The 17,118-nt window shown below is 35.0% G+C and carries 16 protein-coding genes and 1 pseudogene; 1 reads left to right on the forward strand and 16 read right to left on the reverse strand.

Annotated features, from left to right (window positions below):
• Positions 1-151: 151 nt before the first annotated feature.
• The 7 genes from ACNSTQ_RS20310 to ACNSTQ_RS20340 all read right to left on the reverse strand — a co-directional run bounded on the left by ACNSTQ_RS20310 (position 152) and on the right by ACNSTQ_RS20340 (position 8,091).
• Positions 152-469, reverse strand: a complete 318-nt coding sequence (locus ACNSTQ_RS20310; protein ID WP_418201581.1) for a heterocycloanthracin/sonorensin family bacteriocin — start codon at positions 467-469, stop codon at positions 152-154.
• 578 nt (positions 470-1,047) lie between these two features.
• Positions 1,048-1,776, reverse strand: a complete 729-nt coding sequence (locus ACNSTQ_RS20315) for a hypothetical protein (RefSeq protein WP_418201582.1) — start codon at positions 1,774-1,776, stop codon at positions 1,048-1,050.
• Between the two features lie 2 nt (positions 1,777-1,778).
• Positions 1,779-2,651, reverse strand: coding sequence for an ATP-binding cassette domain-containing protein (locus ACNSTQ_RS20320; RefSeq protein ID WP_418201583.1), 873 nt, complete (start codon positions 2,649-2,651; stop codon positions 1,779-1,781).
• Positions 2,651-3,025, reverse strand: a complete 375-nt coding sequence (locus ACNSTQ_RS20325; RefSeq protein WP_418201584.1) for a GntR family transcriptional regulator — start codon at positions 3,023-3,025, stop codon at positions 2,651-2,653. Before ACNSTQ_RS20325 ends, ACNSTQ_RS20320 begins: the two co-directional genes overlap by 1 nt.
• A gap of 824 nt (positions 3,026-3,849) precedes the next feature.
• Entirely contained in the window at positions 3,850-6,306 is a 2,457-nt protein-coding gene (locus ACNSTQ_RS20330; RefSeq protein ID WP_418201585.1) for an EAL domain-containing protein, read from the reverse strand.
• Between the two features lie 533 nt (positions 6,307-6,839).
• Positions 6,840-7,310, reverse strand: a complete 471-nt coding sequence (locus ACNSTQ_RS20335; RefSeq protein ID WP_418201586.1) for a hypothetical protein — start codon at positions 7,308-7,310, stop codon at positions 6,840-6,842.
• Between the two features lies 1 nt (position 7,311).
• Positions 7,312-8,091, reverse strand: a complete 780-nt coding sequence (locus ACNSTQ_RS20340; protein ID WP_418201587.1) for a hypothetical protein — start codon at positions 8,089-8,091, stop codon at positions 7,312-7,314.
• A gap of 513 nt (positions 8,092-8,604) precedes the next feature.
• Between ACNSTQ_RS20340 and ACNSTQ_RS20345 the strand changes: the two genes are divergently transcribed.
• Positions 8,605-9,108, forward strand: coding sequence for a hypothetical protein (locus tag ACNSTQ_RS20345; RefSeq protein ID WP_418201588.1), 504 nt, complete (start codon positions 8,605-8,607; stop codon positions 9,106-9,108).
• A gap of 528 nt (positions 9,109-9,636) precedes the next feature.
• Here ACNSTQ_RS20345 and ACNSTQ_RS20350 read toward each other — a convergent pair.
• From ACNSTQ_RS20350 to ACNSTQ_RS20390, 9 genes and pseudogenes are all read right to left on the reverse strand, one after another.
• Positions 9,637-9,828: pseudogene (locus ACNSTQ_RS20350) on the reverse strand (dihydrofolate reductase family protein); the annotation flags it as partial.
• 126 nt (positions 9,829-9,954) lie between these two features.
• Positions 9,955-10,164: a hypothetical protein gene (locus ACNSTQ_RS20355; RefSeq protein WP_418201589.1), complete on the reverse strand. Its 210-nt coding sequence runs from the start codon at positions 10,162-10,164 to the stop codon at positions 9,955-9,957.
• Positions 10,165-10,435: 271 nt separating this feature from the next.
• Positions 10,436-10,951 (reverse strand): hypothetical protein, encoded by a 516-nt coding sequence (locus tag ACNSTQ_RS20360; RefSeq protein WP_418201590.1) that lies wholly within the window; start codon positions 10,949-10,951, stop codon positions 10,436-10,438.
• 149 nt (positions 10,952-11,100) lie between these two features.
• Positions 11,101-11,613: a GrpB family protein gene (locus ACNSTQ_RS20365; RefSeq protein WP_418201591.1), complete on the reverse strand. Its 513-nt coding sequence runs from the start codon at positions 11,611-11,613 to the stop codon at positions 11,101-11,103.
• 172 nt (positions 11,614-11,785) lie between these two features.
• Positions 11,786-12,280, reverse strand: a complete 495-nt coding sequence (locus ACNSTQ_RS20370) for a hypothetical protein (protein WP_418201592.1) — start codon at positions 12,278-12,280, stop codon at positions 11,786-11,788.
• Between the two features lie 145 nt (positions 12,281-12,425).
• Positions 12,426-13,253 carry a DUF368 domain-containing protein gene (locus ACNSTQ_RS20375; RefSeq protein ID WP_418201593.1) on the reverse strand — a complete coding sequence of 276 codons (828 nt, stop codon included), beginning with the start codon at positions 13,251-13,253 and terminating at the stop codon, positions 12,426-12,428.
• Between the two features lie 266 nt (positions 13,254-13,519).
• Positions 13,520-14,647 (reverse strand): tetratricopeptide repeat protein, encoded by a 1,128-nt coding sequence (locus tag ACNSTQ_RS20380; protein WP_418201594.1) that lies wholly within the window; start codon positions 14,645-14,647, stop codon positions 13,520-13,522.
• Positions 14,648-14,783: 136 nt separating this feature from the next.
• Positions 14,784-15,617, reverse strand: a complete 834-nt coding sequence (locus tag ACNSTQ_RS20385; protein ID WP_418201595.1) for an alpha/beta fold hydrolase — start codon at positions 15,615-15,617, stop codon at positions 14,784-14,786.
• Between the two features lie 425 nt (positions 15,618-16,042).
• A partial coding sequence (locus tag ACNSTQ_RS20390; protein WP_418201596.1) for a sulfatase-like hydrolase/transferase occupies positions 16,043-17,118 on the reverse strand: 1,076 nt, incomplete at its 5' end.

Here is a 17,118-nt window from a genome sequence, read left to right on the forward strand (position 1 = left end):
CAGCTCCTCCTTCATCATCAAACCAAATTAGGCACTACCATTTTATGTAGTTTTATTTGTCCATTATGTTTAACTAAAAAAGGTAATGCCCCTGCAATAAACGATGCAGGGACACTTTTTTCCATTAGGTACTACATTTATGAAATAACGTTTAACCTCCGTAACAGTTATGACACCTAAAACAATTATGGCATCTAAAACAGTTATGACATCTAAAGCAATTAAAGCAGTTAAAGCAGTTAAAACAACTAAAGCAGCCGAAGCAACCAAAGCAACTAAAACCGCCACAACGATGGAAGCCTCCACAACGATGGAACCCGCCGCCGCCAAACGCACCCAGTTGGCGTGAATTTTCACTATCCATAGGAACTAACTCACCAACTTGGTATTGTTCCATTCCTAAATTTTGCAATTGGTTTTGAAAGTTATTCATTTTTTTCTTCTCCTTTGTATTTATTTTCAGGTTCATCCGATGCCTGACGAGAGAGTTGAACCAAACTATTTATCCATTTTGAATGTAAAACCATCAGGCATTCCGTGTACTCTCTTCAACAAAATATGATACCTTTTAGGTGATTGTTACTGATGTCAGTGCCTAAATCTTATTGGTGGGATCGTCTATTCGGGCTATGTAGAAATTCATTTTCGATGATGATTCGTTCTCATTCGTGTATAAATCGAGAACCCCCCCTAGGATTAAGAAATACCCAAAACACACCAATCATTGTGCTAATTGGTGTGTTTTGGGTATTTGCTTCACTATTTCATATATTCATAGTGGCCTATTGTATATCATCTATTTCCTTTCTCTTGGCTAATTCTTCGTTGGAAGAATATAAAGATAGGAAGAGGGATAATAATCCAACCTAAACTTTTAACAAAACTATTTAAAGTATCTTGTTTAGAATTTACTTCCGTTACTTGCGTGTTTCCATTGGTTTTTGATTCGAGAATAAACGTTGGTACATCAATAAGGAAACGCTTAAGATGCCTGACACCTGTTCATTTGAATTTCACTGTTAGATGAGATGGGACAGGCACCCTACACTAATCCAACTTAATCGGCACGCGTTTTGTTAGTTGTCGGAGGAGCCACAGTCCGACGACAATTAAGACGGCCGTTACCACCATTGCAAGGGGCAACCCTAAATCTGGATATGGAATTTTGATAAACCCGAACAAGGTTAGTGATCGGTCCCCATTTGACCCTAGATCCGTCACACCTACATAAATTATTGCACCAATAATACAAAGGGTCCCACCTATACCGCCATAGCGATAAAAACCAATGCTAATTAGCCAACCGGCGAGATAATAAACGACGATCGTCATGGTGTAAGCCACGAATGGTACGATCCAAACCGACCCCATATTCCAACTGTCCCCATGATTGGTGCTAGGTAAATATGGAGTAAACATCCCCACAAACTGAAGCAATCCTTGTAACACATTAGCAAGTAGCATAATCACAAACGCCACCCCAAAAGCCGCCGCAGCCGACCCGAGAAAATAATCCTTTCTCGTAATCCCATTCCCTACAAAATATCCAAGGAACGAAAAACACGATAGTATTCCAATGATCAGCATAAATATTTTCGCAGGCTGAAAACTAAAAGTAAGGAAATGCATCTTAAACTCTTCTACGTTGGTGATAAAAATGGGTAAGACGAGATAAACAACAAAGACAATCCCGATGAACCAGAGAGCCCACTTTACTTGAATAGAAAAAAGATCTATCCCTACTTTTGCTGTAGTTGAATTCCGTTTCAAACTCATAACTAATTCTCCTCCCCTGTTAAATGGATAAATAATTCTTGTAGAGAGACAGGTCCAATCTCTAACCCTAGTCGCTCCCCTTCTAAACGCTTTCCTTCACTCATCTCCCCGTACACCATCACCGATTTCGTATCCCCAAGCTGTTTCGTGTTTAACTGCTGCATACAAGCTACAAACGAATCGACTGTCTTCGAGGAACCAGTAACCGAAGTCCCTCTAGTAATGAACTGATCGAACGACTCATCTATAAGCAATCTCCCATCGTGAAGCAACAGTACATGATCAAACAAATACTCCATTTCCGACACAAGATGTGTCGAGAGTATCATTGTCCTCGGATGAAGAGCTTGCTCCTCAATCACTTCCTTGTAAAAAAGTTCACGTGTGGGAGCATCCATCGCCAAATATACTTCATCGAATATCGTCACTTGGGTTCGACTAGCGAGACCGAGGATAGCATTCAATGCCGATTGTTTCCCCTTGGAAAGTTTATTAATCGGTTTGTCTAAGGGCAGTTTAAAACGAGTGGCTAGCTCCTCCGCGTAGCTCCGGTCAAAATGAGGACGGTACCGCTCTGCAAAATCAAAATATCCTTTCACCGCTTCATCTTCATCGTTATAATCCGCCTCATACACGAATCCTACATGGGGCATGATTTTTCTGTTTTCAAAGGGAATTTCTCCTCCAATCGTCAATAATCCAGAGGTAACTTCCCGATAGGAAGCTAATAAGGATAATAAGCTGGTTTTACCAGCACCATTTCTCCCAAGCAAACCATACGTTTTTCCATACTCCAGGGTGAAGGAAATATCATTCAGTACCTCAAACTCTTTAAAATTTAGACTCACATTTTTCGCCACTATATCGAAGTTCATTAAGATCTCTCTCCCTTCAATTGCTTGATTATGTTGGTGATATCCTTCTCCGATAAGCCCAATTTCTCCGCCTCTTGTATCATCGGAAGGATAAATTCATCGGCAAAAACGAGCTTCCTATTCTCCAGCAACTTCTCTCTCGCTCCTTCGGCCACGAACATCCCAACCCCTCTTTTCTTATAAATAATCTCTTCGTCCACCAGTAAATTAATACCTTTGGAAATGGTAATATGATTTACTTTATAGAATTGCACCATTTGTGTCGTCGAAGGAATCTGGTCATGCTCCTTCAATTCCCCTTTCACAATTTGGTCTTCAATCCGCTCTTTAATTTGAATGAAAATCGGCTTCTTATCGTGAAACGAAATGGCCAACAGCCATCCCCCCTTCTATCCTTAATAACCTTTAATGTCCTATAGATATATAGTTTTATAGTTATATATATGAGTATATAACACTTAAATAAATTGTCAAGAGGATCCATCAAAACTATCCCTTTGTTTCTTGAATTCATGACAAGGGAATAGTCCAAGATGCAACAAAGGAGGAACCCCTATAGAAGGTTCCTCCTCGTCCTTTTTAATGTTTTTATATTCACGCTCAGATGCACAGGGACGGTCCTTGTGCTTCTTTCGTTTAGAGAAAGAATATAAGCAAGAGCACCGCCCCTCTTGTATTCATTTTTTTAAAATAGACGATGGTCATACAAGAAATCCTTTATCAACCATAGAGTCATCACTTAACTCATCAAAACCGAACATTTCTTCTAAATTAACAAAATAATTATCTTCCTCTTTTGTATGCGGACCTGAGAGGCCTCTATTTGTGACAAAATCAATGATTTCACGCTCTTAAGGACTTGATAGGCCCTTATCTTGGAAAGTTGCGTTAGTTTTCACTTGATTCATAGGAAATAAGGGCCCCTCAGTTACCAAACGCCTCTAGAATGTCCATTCTTATCGAAATAAGGGTCTCCAGAGTCCGCAAACGTTATAAACCAAAAAAATCAAAAAAAATTTTTTTTATGCGTCAGATTGAGACAAATTTTTTGGAATGGTAAATATGTTGAACCTCGCTATTACCAATGTTGTTGTAAAGATGATGGACACGAAAAAAACGAGAACATGCGGAATAAATGATTTCGTTTTTTAGTTGTCCTTCCTGCATAAAAAACAAAAAAGGACTGAAATACCCAGTCCTATAATAATTTCTTTAGTATTGTTCTTTCAAAAGTTTTTGGACATAGGGGCTTACTGATATAATACCCTTGGCCCTTTGTACATTGCAGGTCTTTAAGAACCGTAAATTGCTCCTCGGTTTCTATTCCTTCAGCAATAATTCTTAAATTTAAGTTTCTTCCTATATCAATGATACTCTTAACCATAGAAAGAGCATTTGAATTCGTTGCCAAGTCTTGAATGAATGAACGGTCTATCTTTAAACGATCAATAGGTAAATGTTTTAAATAGCTTAAAGAAGAGTATCCAGTACCAAAGTCGTCTAAAGCAATCTTTACACCTTTTTCTCTAAGTTGATTAAGTACCACAATTGAATCATGAGGATCATGCAAAATACTTTCAGTAATTTCTAGGACAAGATGCTTTGCATCTAAACCCACTTCATTTAGGATCTGCTCAACGATATGGTGGAAATTTCTATTTTGTAATTGACGAATAGATATATTAACCATTACCTGTAAATTTTTATGTCCTTGATGTATCCATTGTTTAATTTGTAGACAAGCTTCTTTTAGGACCCATTCACCCATTTCTTGGATGATTCCGGTTTCCTCTGCAATAGGAATGAATTCAACTGGTGATATAACACCTAATTCTGGATTATTCCACCTTAGTAGTGCTTCTGCACCAATCAAATCTTGAGTTTCCAAATTAATAATTGGTTGATAATAAATTTCCATTTCATGATTATCGGTTGCATTTCGTAAGTTCTTCTCAATTGAAACTTTCCGTTGGAGAATTTGGCTCATTTCGCTTGTATGAAATTGAAAATTATTCCTACCTTTAGCTTTAGCCATATACATTGCCGTATCTGCAAACTTTATCATAGCATCAATGGTATTGGCATCATCTGGATATAAGCTGATTCCAATACTAGGCGTAATAAGTACATCTCCAACACCCACTAAATGTAAAGGTGAGCTAAACTGAGCTATTATTCTGTGAGCAATGCGATTAACTTCTTCTTTTTCCACATTCTTTAACAGTATAATAAATTCATCTCCACCTAAACGAGAAACCATGTCTTGATCACGAATCGACAATTGTAATTTTTTAGCAACTTCCTTTAATAATTGGTCTCCTACGTCGTGCCCCATCGTATCATTGATAAATTTGAAACGGTCTAAATCTATAAATAATACAGCAAAAGATAGATTATTTTGTTCAGATTCAGTTAAAACCTCTTTTAATCGCTCACTTAATAATTGACGGTTAGGGAGATTGGTTAGACTATCGTAATAAGCCAAATATTGAATTTTTTCTTGCAATTTCTTTTGGTCGGTCAAATCTTTTGCAATACCATAAACACCAACAGTTTTCCCATCTACTACAATAGGTACATTCGTTATACTAAGGCTGATGAAATCCCCTTTTTTATCGAGGAGTGTACATTCGTAATTTCGGGGTTCTCCCTCCATTGTTTTTTGAAAATGCGTTAAAACAATGTTTATATCTTCAGGTCTTAATAAAGGTATAAATGAAGTACCAATTAACTGTTCAGGTGTATATCCAGACAAGTTATAACATGCAGCATTGGCACTGACAAAATTCCCTTCTAAGTCAAATACAAAAATAGCATCAGGATGAAATTCAAATAGAGATTGGTATTGCTGTCTACTTTTTTCTAATTGTTCTCGAATCCTATTTCTTTCCGTAACATCCTTCCCTACAGCCATAATAGCTTCTTGTCCTCGATAAACAACGTTAATTGCTGAAGATTCCACTATTCTTGTTTCTTCATCTAATGTAGTAATCTTTGTTTCAATAAACTCTAATTTTTTTCCACTTTTAACTTGGGTAATCCTTTTGATTACACTTTCTTTACTATCAGAATGGATTAAATCCAAAAAACACTTTCCAATGATGTCATTAGAATCCTTAGCACCTATTATTTCAGCTGCTTTAGGATTTACGAATAAAATACTCCCATCTTTATGAATAAGGATTGGATTAGGAGTATTTTCAATGAGTTTATCATAGTTTTCAATAGTAACTTTTAGTTCTTGCTCCAGTACTTTTGGAGCAGTTATATTTACAGCAATTAGAAATGTTCCGATCACTTCATGATTTCTATCTTTTATCTGATTACCATTTATCAAGTAATAACTAAGTTTATTATCTTTTTTAGTTCTTACACATAATTCATAATCATTAACGGCTTCACCATTCAATAAACGATAGAGAGGGAGATCAACCACTTCAATGGGAGTTTTTCCATCTGGATATAATAGTGTAAAGAATTTTGACCAGTCTTTAGGCGTAAGATCCTCATCTGGTAACCCATACATTTCTCTAGCGTATTTGTTTACATATGTTAGTACCCCATTAGCATCGGTAATAATAATCGCAGTCTGTGTGTGCTCTAAAGATGATTCTAATAATAAGTTGCTTAATGATTTTTCAATTTTATTTTTCATTTCATCACCAAACTTTGATATTTATGATAATCAATCTTACCATAAAACATTTTTAAATAAAAAACCGATTAGAAATGCCCTTCCCTTTCTTCCTATTTGTCTAAACATAAAAATTATCATACATAACGTTATAAAAAAATAACTATTTTTTAGTGATAAGAACTTGCTTCGTTTAACTCTTATTCAGAAAATCATTTATAGAAAACATTTTACTGCGCAGTATCAATCTACTACGCTGTAACTAATGACAGTTTTTCTTTTCCCCTTCAATAACAGAAAATCGATAATTAGAAGGTTTACTTATTACCACCTAAATAAGACGGTACCCCGTCACTCTATTACAGCAATAAAAAAACACACCAATCATTGTGCTAATTGGTGTGTTTCAAGTATTTCCTTGTTATCATCATTTCATAAATTCATAGTTTCTCTATTATATATATTTACTTCCTTTCTCTCTGCTAATCTTCGTTGGAAGAATATAAAGATAGGAAGAGGAATAATAATCCACCCTAAACTTTTAACGAAGCAAGTTAGTCTTCTACTTTAGCTACACCCAAAGCAAGGTGTTCCCAAAGCACCTCTTCAACTTTCTCGACAAGTTCAGAAGGACATTCTACAACTAAAACAACATCTGCCTTTTTTCCTTTTAGAACTCTCCTTCTTTTATGTACAACTTTAAAAATAATGTAATCAATAATAAATCCAATAACGAACCCTACGGCTCCACCGATTAATCCCCAGTATATTGGACCCCACTCCAATACAAAACCAATACTTGCCCCAATAACAGAAAATGCCGTCCCAATTGCGGCACCTTTATCAAACATACTAACACCATCGGCTCGGTGAAGGGTGTCAAACAATCTCCTTTCTTCCACTCGATTAATGAGCGGGACTGCGAGAATATGCTCATTCTTTATTCCGGCTTTTTCTAGGGATGTAATTGCTAATTCAATATAAGTGGAATGTTCAAAGGTTGAAAAGACTTGCAATACTCTCACCTCATTCTTTTTGGGGAATTTTCACTCGAAAGTGTTGATATTTCTTCTTTAAAAATTTCCTTTGTTCACTTTCAAAGAGTTTATTGTTTTCAACGGTATTCACATATGAATCATAAACTCCAAAGCCAAAGTGCGAAGGAATAAATAAAAACCATTGAGGGTCTAAGACTGCTGTTGCTTGTCCAATCTCTCCTATGAAAAGATAATGGATAGCAACAAGTACATTTGAATAGTACACAAATACAATCATAAAAATCATAGTGAAAGCTGCTGTTAAAACTCGATGAATATACAGTTGTCCCAAACCTGGGGTAAACATTGACCATAATACTGCCATAATAGGTCTTCTTTTGTCTAAATAATTTATTTCTACAGCTCCAATATTGTAAGAGGCAAAATCAGCATTTTCCCGTTCGGCTAAGATAAATACTTTGTTCATATCAACAGTAGTGCGGTAACTATCCCATATTCCGAAAAAGTAAACAGGGAGATAGAGGAGCATCCATCTCGGTTCTAATACTTCCTTTGCCATATTAATGTTACCAGTAAAAGAATAGACTATAGCAAGATTGATATTTGCCATGTTATTAACGACAATTTCCCAAAGAAATAAGGCATACCCCCTAAGGTATTTAGATAAAAGAAGGTGACCAAAACCAGGAAATGCTGCTGACCACCAAGCAATGATGTATGGATTTCGTAAATGTAATTGTGTTGTTCCAATAGCACTAACGTGGGCTTTAAAACGTCTTTCCGTATTAGTAGGGTTAAAATTTTTCACGTTTGATAACTTCCTTAACTACTTAGTATCGACCTTTTGTTATATCATTTACAAAAAATGGTGATTTATTCGTATAGCCCTCTATTGATTGGTATATAACTTTAAAACATAAACAATTTAATTTTAATTAATGGTAATGGATAAACCTAATCAAACAGTGTGTTGACGGTTTTATGGTTTTATTGATATTTATAAATTCCTCTCTAATAGCTGACCCCGTTACTCGGATACAGCAATAAAAAAACACACCAATCATTGTGCTAATTGGTGTGTTTCAAGTATTTCATTTCATATATTCATAGTTTCTCTATTATATATATTTACTTCCTTTCTCTTGGCTAATCTTCGTTGGAACAATATAAAGATAGGAAGAGGAATAATAATCCACCCTAAACTTTTAACGAAGCTATTTAACGCACGTTGTTTATTATTTTCAATTTGCTGCTCGACCATCGCATCATATTGTCTTCTTAGTTCTTCTTCTGTAGAAGTGCATTAGGGGCTTTTTTTATCTTGCTCAAGTATGGTCCTGAAGTCATAGATCCAAATATTCCTTACCTTGATTCTGACACCCAAGTTGGATTTGCCACATTTGGTGCACCACACGCTGTAGATTTCGTGTCGAGAGCTGCTCGGCCAGCTTTACTAGCAGCATGGTTTCAAAAATGGCTTGTCCACCGGCGTCTTCGTCCAGAGGCATTCGGCGGACGTATTCATAACAAACTAACGGGTGCTGCTGATTACCCTATCCATCCCGAGGTTCTTAATTCCGAAGCATTAGCGTTAATTTTCGAAAAATATGGCACATACCTGCTGCCACAGGCATATCCGGAAGGCAGTCCTACCCATCCTTCCTATCCAGCAGGCCATTCTAGTTTTATTGGGGCAACGGTCACAATGCTAAAAGCATTTTTTAATGAAAGTTTTGTTATTCCTGATCCTGTCGTAGCAAGCAGTGATGGGCTATCTTTAACGCCTTATGAAAGGTACTCTTACTATTGGAGGAGAGTTAAATAAACTGGCTTATAATATTTCAATAGGAAGGATGCTGCTGGCGTACATTTCCGTACGAGCGGTATTAATGGTTTAAAACTTGGAGAAGCAATAGCGGTCGGAATCCTTCGTGATTACAAGAAAACGTATAATGAGGATTTTAAGGGTTTTACTCTCACAACGTTTAACGGTAAAAAATTAAAGATCTAAAGGCATTTACTCTGAAACTGTCCCCTGTCAGACAGTGCAAATAAGGAAGATGCAGGGACGGTTCTAGAGCTTCTTTCGTTTAGAGAAACAATATAGACAAGAGAAGAACCGTCCCCTTTGCTTTAGATTTATATAAAATAAATGCCTGTTCGGATTGCAAAATACAATCGAACAGGCATTTTATTCATTCAAATTATTTATCTGTTTGTTTATGCTTCTTTTTCAAATACTCCGCACGTAATTTTTCAAGCTGCTGCTTTTTATCAGATTTAGCAGGCTTCTGTTTTTCATGATACTTTGTCACAGCTACCTTACTTTTGGCACACAATAAGAACACTATTATCACTGATTAAAATCATTAAGCTGATAACATAGTTGAACTACACCAGTGGAAAACCTTTTTGTTTCAACCAGGTTTAGATTGACCCTTTGCTTAATGTCAATAAACAAGGGTTTTCCCTTTCCCAAAATAATAGGGTGAACAGATAATCTAAATTCATCTACAAGCCTTAAGTTTATAAAGGATGTAATTAACATCCTCCTTAAGTTAGCCACAACAAAATAAAGAAATCTTAAAAGTTCTCTTTCTCTTAACGAAATAAAAAAATAGCGCCAACTTCTATTGAATAGAAACTAGCACTTCGTTTATTTGCTATACGTCTAGCGTGATGCTTTTGCTGGTTGGCACACGTCACATTTACGTTGGTTATTATTTTTAAATTTCGTAAATGTCTTTTCAAAATTGCTACCACATGCACATTTGAATAGTAACTTTTGTGAAAAACCAAGGTATTCCGTCGTTAGCAACTTACTTTCCGAATTGTTCTCAACAAATTCTTTAATCTTACCGATTGTCCATCGTTTATTCATTTTCTTACACCTCTGTATTTTATCTCTAGGCGGACGCTTATCTTAGCATCCGTTCAATTATGAGCAAAAGTCTAATTTCCTAAGCTTCTCATTATAACATGAGCTATTACAAAATGAAACAGAACGTTAATTTAACGGGTACTAGGTCATTATGTTCTAACTACCTGTTCTTTTTAGGGATTGCATGAAATAATCTTTGTACTGCGTAACAAAGATCATTTATAAATGATAACTCTTGTTGAACAAAAGCTTCCTTTAGTTGAATAAGAACTTAGCTTTCTTCAACATCAATAATAATTTCGCCAAATATTTCATCACCAATATAAACATTTAGCTTCCATAATCCCGCTGTTGGAAATTCAATATTTGATGGAATATGCGAATCAGCACCATTATTAGGAACAATCCCCATATCTCGGTACTCCCATACTTTGTTGTTAGACTCCATTAAGACTTTATGCTCTTCTCCTTTTTCGTTAATCCCAACAACTCTTAATGCTCCTTTCAATTCTTCTCTTTCTCCCCAGAAATGCCACATATATTTATAAACTTCCCCTTCAATAGTTGGGTGAGCTTCTGCTTCTCCCTTTTTACCAGAGCCAATTAATAAACCAATCCTTCCTTCCTCTCCAACCAAAACATATTCTCCTTCTGTTCCATCTCCAAATGTAACAGGAATATTAAAAGTTGAACTTACTTCCCATCCCTCTTTTTCTACTGTTTCTGTTTTTTCAGAACATCCTACAAACATTCCTAGTAAAAGCAAACAAAAAATAATTCTTTTCATAGTAACCTCCGTATAAATTGGGTGAAAATTACACCGTCTCTTAAACTAATCTGCTCTTTAGTTTAACATTATTTTCCTTTTAGTTGATATAGTAAAAAGCACCCCTTGTTAAAGGAAGCTTCCGTTAGCACAATAAAGATTTAAAATAATTATTCTTCTTTCTTAGCTTTTTGTAGTACACTATGGATAAAGGAAGCCTTATTTTTAGTATATAAAACTCTATCAAATCGAAACTTTTCAGCTAAATTCACCTTTAAATGATGATATTCTTTTGAAACATCAGGATTACTTCTTAAATAATCTCTGAACAAAATTTGATTGTTACAGTGTTCTCCTTCAAAATGATAAAAATGCAAATGATGTGTACCGGCCCTCCATTCTCCCTTTCTAAAGAAGCGTCTTTCAGGAAATTCTTTATGATAAACAAATCCATATCCTATTTGTTTCAAAGGCAAAATGATTTTGTTAATTACCTCCAAGTCATTTACTCCAATAGCAATATCTAAAATAGGTTTAGCCCCTAACCCTTCAACAGATGTACTTCCTATGTGTTCAATAGATATAACCTTGTCTGATAGTATTTCTTTTAGTCTCACTTTTTCATTTTCAAATTGTTTTGTCCAATTTGGATTGTACTCTTCAATTGTAATCTCTTTATCCATTCCTTCCCCCACTAATTGTTAGTAAATGTCCCTTGCTCAACAAATCTACTCCTCTGTTTAATACATTTTTCCATAATAAAGAGCGTAAAAAATGGGCCGTAGCAATTACAACCCGTATTTCCACTAAAACTTCCGTTAGTAATATAGGGTTACTTGAATAAGATACAAATTACTATTCATGTATTACTAAATCAACTTCATCACCTTCATAAGATAATGCAACAAAATCTCCTCGTTCAAACGTGGTTTCTGTAAATGCAATCCAAAAAGAAATGGTATCATTTACCCTTATATATTTAGCTTCCTGTCCATGAACTAACACGTCTTTTACATCTGGATTATTACTTGTGAAGTAAGAAAAGGAAAAGGGAATATCATGATTATTTGATGCTGAAAAGCCTCCCTTTTTTATATCAGAACCTCCAGATCCATCTACCCAGTCTATACTTTTACCTGATAACTTAAATGCTTGGTATCTTAACATTTCATGGTCAGTATAGAAAGCATAGACGTAATTACCTTTAACCTCGTAGTGAATAATTGATTCTGAAGAAGCATGCTGAATTTGATGTTCGATACGCTCTTCAAAACTAATTTGTTTTTCGGAACAACCCATCAGAAAAAATAACATTATGCTTATAAGAACACTTACTTTGACACAATTCATTTTTACCTCCCAGTTAATTCATCTTGTTCCACTAATTCTGCTTCGTTAGCGGAACAGCGATAGCAGTTATTCAGCTAACGCTCCTCGTTTGTTGAAGTGTATTTTTTCACATACTAAATATCTAATCCCTAAAATAGTAACACTACTAAAATTTATTGTTTTGAGTTTGCTTTAAAGTAATTATAAAAGCAATACCACCAAAAAATGTTATCAATGACACTACGATAATTGAAGTGCTAACTATACTATCTAAATGATACCAAAGCGCATAAATTGAACCACTAACTAACCCAATCATCGCTGCATAGGTTTCTACCGTATAATTTGTTAATAAGTACCGAATAAGCCTACTCGTCAAAAGAACTCCTAATACTATACCTGAACCAATCGCTAAAATGATCGGCAAATCAAAGGACATTAATGATGCTGTTGCAATATCATATATACCTAATATAATCAGTATTAAAGCACCACTTATTCCTGGGAGAACAAGAGCGGTACTTGCAATAAACCCTGCAACGGCCAAGAATATATAGTCGGCAATAGCTAAATTATTTAAATCCATTTGATTTATGCCGCTTAAAGGTTGACTGACTACTACAATGCTTAAAAACAAGAACATGATTATGTAATGTTTTAATTTAATTTTGTTTTTAGAATGATTGAGTGTTTCTTTCCAAAGGTAGGGCAAGAAGCCTACAATAATACCAATAAAAAACATAAGCGTTGGTGTGCGATAGTAACTTAATAAATAATTGATAATAAAGATAGAAATAGCAAATCCAATGACCATACCTGTCCCAAATGTAAATAGAAAAGGTAAAGCCTCTCTTCTATGTTTTGTTGTCAAAATACTTAACGAATATATTAGTCGTTCATAAATTCCTAAAATCATAGCAACTGTACTGCCACTAATACCAGGAACGGTTTCTGTTATTCCAACCGCCATGCCTCGAAATATAATACCCAACATTCTTTTCAACACCTTAATGTTTTTAATTTAATTATTATAATCTTATTATCACAATTTTAATTTTAATATAAATTTTATTTTTATTTAATAAAAGTAGCGTCCCTAACTGCTAACTAATCTGCTTCGTTAACACAATAAACAATAGGAGGTGCCGCATCGACAACTCCTTGTTCCGCTCTTGCTTCCGTTACCTTAATAGACCATTTAAACCCATAAATAATATAAGCTATCACTTTTCTTATGTCTTGAATTACAGTAATCATTAACTATTCGGAATTAAATATTTTATCAAAATGACTGTCTCCTTGTTCAGATATTTCCTTTGCTCTTTCTGCAAAATAGAATGCTTTTTCTTTATCATTTAATTTTAGAGCGTATTCAGAAGCACTACTCCACATCCAACTAGAGTGATTGTAATACATCCGTTTCTTTAATATACTAAGAGCTTTTTCCCAGTCTTGCTCCTCTACGTAGATCGATTCTAAAATATGGTAAACAAAATCTGCCTGATAATAATAAGGACCATTAACATTATCGTAATCAAGTAGCGACTGTTTTAAATTAATTAGATTATCTTTTTCCTGAGCTTGGTGCATTACTTGATTAATAAATTCATTATCTGGGTTCAGGATTTTGTGATATGTTTCTAGTGGTTCTCCTGTTGTTTCGAAAAATCCAAGAGAGAAGCTTTCTGTTTCCATAGTAGAATGAATTAAATTTAATATTACACCTTCACCATAATCTTTTATTAGTCTCTCTACTGTAAACTGACTCATAATATACCATTCGCCGATACTAGAATAATCGTGCCCTCTTCTAATTTTCATTTCCGAAAAAGGAATGACATTCCATTGATTAATTGATTGGTTAAAGGGGACAGGAGCAAAACGGTGAGCAAAAGCTTCTGCTACACCTTCATGAAACCATTCTGGAATATCAGTAACTTCCATTTGCAATTCAATCATATTAGTCATCATATGAAAATGAGCATATTCATGGGTTAAGGCGTGTAATATTTCATTTTCAGTTAATTTACTATTAATTATGGCTATATTTTTATTTTGTAAGAATATGGCGTTAGACTTTCCTAGCATCTTCTCAAGAATAGAGTCTGCTTTTGGTAAAAAAACAGTTAAAGTAGAGTTGTTTGATCCACCGAACCACTCATCACCTAAGTTGTTTATCTCTGACACCTTATCTATTAGTAAGTTAATTGTTTCTTGTTCATTCTCTTTGTATTGAAAAACAATATTTCCGACTTCCTCTGTTTCAAGGTTTTTTTCATAAGCTTTTATGATGACTGAAGTAATAAAGGACGATCTAAATAGTATTAAACACAGTAGAAAGAAAATAATTAAACTTATTAGAAGAAAAATCCTCTTTTTCTTACTCAAAACTTCACATCTTCCCCCTTAAAATTACCATTATTTTATTGCTGTTTTATTAATGCTATGCTTGTTCAACTATCCTGCTCGTTAGCAGAACAGCGATATTCGTTGTTACGCTATCGCATCCCGTCAGTTCATGAAACTATAAAGTTGACTTAACAAACTCTTTGAATTTACCTATCTCCTCAACAAAAGGATTGTGATTACTTCTTTCAAAAGTAGTAAATTTTGCACCTGGTATTAATTTGGCAATCTCTACTCCATATTTATAGGGACATTGTGCATCGTATTTGCCCGCATAAATATAACTTGGAATTGATACGTTAACTAGGGATTCTCTCAAATCAAATTTTGGGTTTTCTGTATTTATAAAATATTCTAAACGGGCACCTACTGTCTTACCACTATTGGGTAATTCTAAGGCCTGTTTAAGTTTATCTTCAGAATAAAAAGACATTTTACTCCATTCATAACTTAACTGCTTTCGAGTATCTATGGTAGTTGTTAAATCATTTAATTGCTTAATAATCTGCATTACACGAGGGTAGTTTTGATTTTTATTACAATATATACAATCTACATCTGAACTATATTCTTTACTTGCTGACGCTCCGCCCGCAACAATCTTTGTTAGTGAAGATGGTGCCATTATAGAATATTTAAGAGCGAGCATTCCCCCTGTTGAATGTCCGGCAAAACCCCACTTCTCATAACCTAAAGCAATTCTAATTGCTTCTAAATCCTTCACCGAGTTATACATACTAAACTGTTCTTCTGTTTTTGCTTCGACAGAATTACCACATCCACGTAGATTGATTAAGTAAACTCGATAGAATGATGTAAATGGATTCGCAAAAGTATTACCACGCTGATCAAAAGCACTATATAAATGAGTTACGCACAAAGGTTCACCGTTACCTGATACAAACAATTCAAATTTCCCTCTATCTGTATCAATAAACATCTTCTCCCACATATTTTCTTTTTCTCCCTTACTTTTTCTCTTAATCTAATTTACTCAATAGCTTTATATATAATCTGTTTCTTATTGCACAAACCTGCTTCGTTACTTTAAGTACAATATTTCACAAAGTCCATTATATTTTAACATAAATATCCATTTTAAAACTCATTAGGTTATTCCAAATCTCACTTTATTTAATGCGTAGTATGATTCAACAACGTAATCCAAGAGTTAACCTGGACCGTTTGCAGAAGGCAGATCTTATTGAAAGTCAATCAATTTTTTAATAGCATCTTGATTCTCAAAACTATGATTTCTGGACGGATAGCAATTGTTTCTGGCATTTAGCTAATCTATGATTTGGTGGGAAAAAGGTACCTGATACCCAATGAAGTAATGCACTACAGCGCTGGAGGTCAAGCACATTTCCCATGTAATTAACCACATGAAGGAGTGAGTCTTTTTTGTTTGCGTTGTTCTTGAAGAATACCTGTTAGAAGTTTTTGAATCATTTTTGATTCAGGTGTTTCATGTATAGGGTGTGCAAGGTTTATTTCCTCAAACGGATCCCGCGTTATATTGTATAACTCGAATTGATCAGGCACTGGCTGAGATTTAGTGGTTGTGATACAAATAGCAGCCTGAAGATCCTCAGAAATATCTGTGGCTTTCTTCTGGGTAGTTTCAACATCTTCAACGCCTGGATCACTCCAAAATTGTGGATTATCGAAATACCGAGTAAACTTCCAAATTTCCTTTGAGTTATTTTCTCCTGTTGGTAGTTTGACGATGACAGTTTCCAAATGATTAGGCTGTCTAACTGCTTCATATGGTTGGCCAGTTAGGGTGTATTGATTTAAACCTTTGGAAAATTCATCATCTGTCATAAAGTAAAGAGCCTCATCACCTCGAGTAAAATATGAACTTCCATTAATTAACGAAGTTAGGTCACGACCTACTAAGGGATGGACCTCTGTATGATCTGTTTTCAATTTTTCTTGGACTTCTTGAACATCAATGTCCGCTAGTCCTAATAAAGTAGGAACAATGTCCACATGACTTGTTAGCATATCCGTTTGTTTACAGTCAGCAAAGTATTTAGGACTGTGAATAATGAGTGGAACATGAAGTGCTTCCTCATAGGCATTATGCCATTTTTGAAACAACCCTCCATGGGCCCCAACTAAACTGCCATGGTCTGCAGTAAATACCACAATTGTATTTTCATAGAAAATAGATTGTTTAAGTGCTGTAAACACTTTATACATTTCATCATCCACCTGCTTATGAAGTGAATAGTATAGCTGCCTGTAGAAAGGTGTATCTAATGTAGGTTGTAATGCCTGTTGATAAACGTCTCGGTAATTACGTTGGGCTGAGGGCTTGGTAAGAAGATCCTCGTTTGCTGTCGGGGCTGGTGGTATAAAAGGAACTGTAGGATCTACTGAAAAATTATATGTTGGTAGTAATTGTGTGAATAACCCATATAGGGTAATATCGTGCGGATTTACAA

The organism is Alkalihalobacterium sp. APHAB7 (genome assembly GCF_048323755.1).
Taxonomy (GTDB): Bacteria; Bacillota; Bacilli; order Bacillales; family Bacillaceae_F; genus Alkalihalobacterium.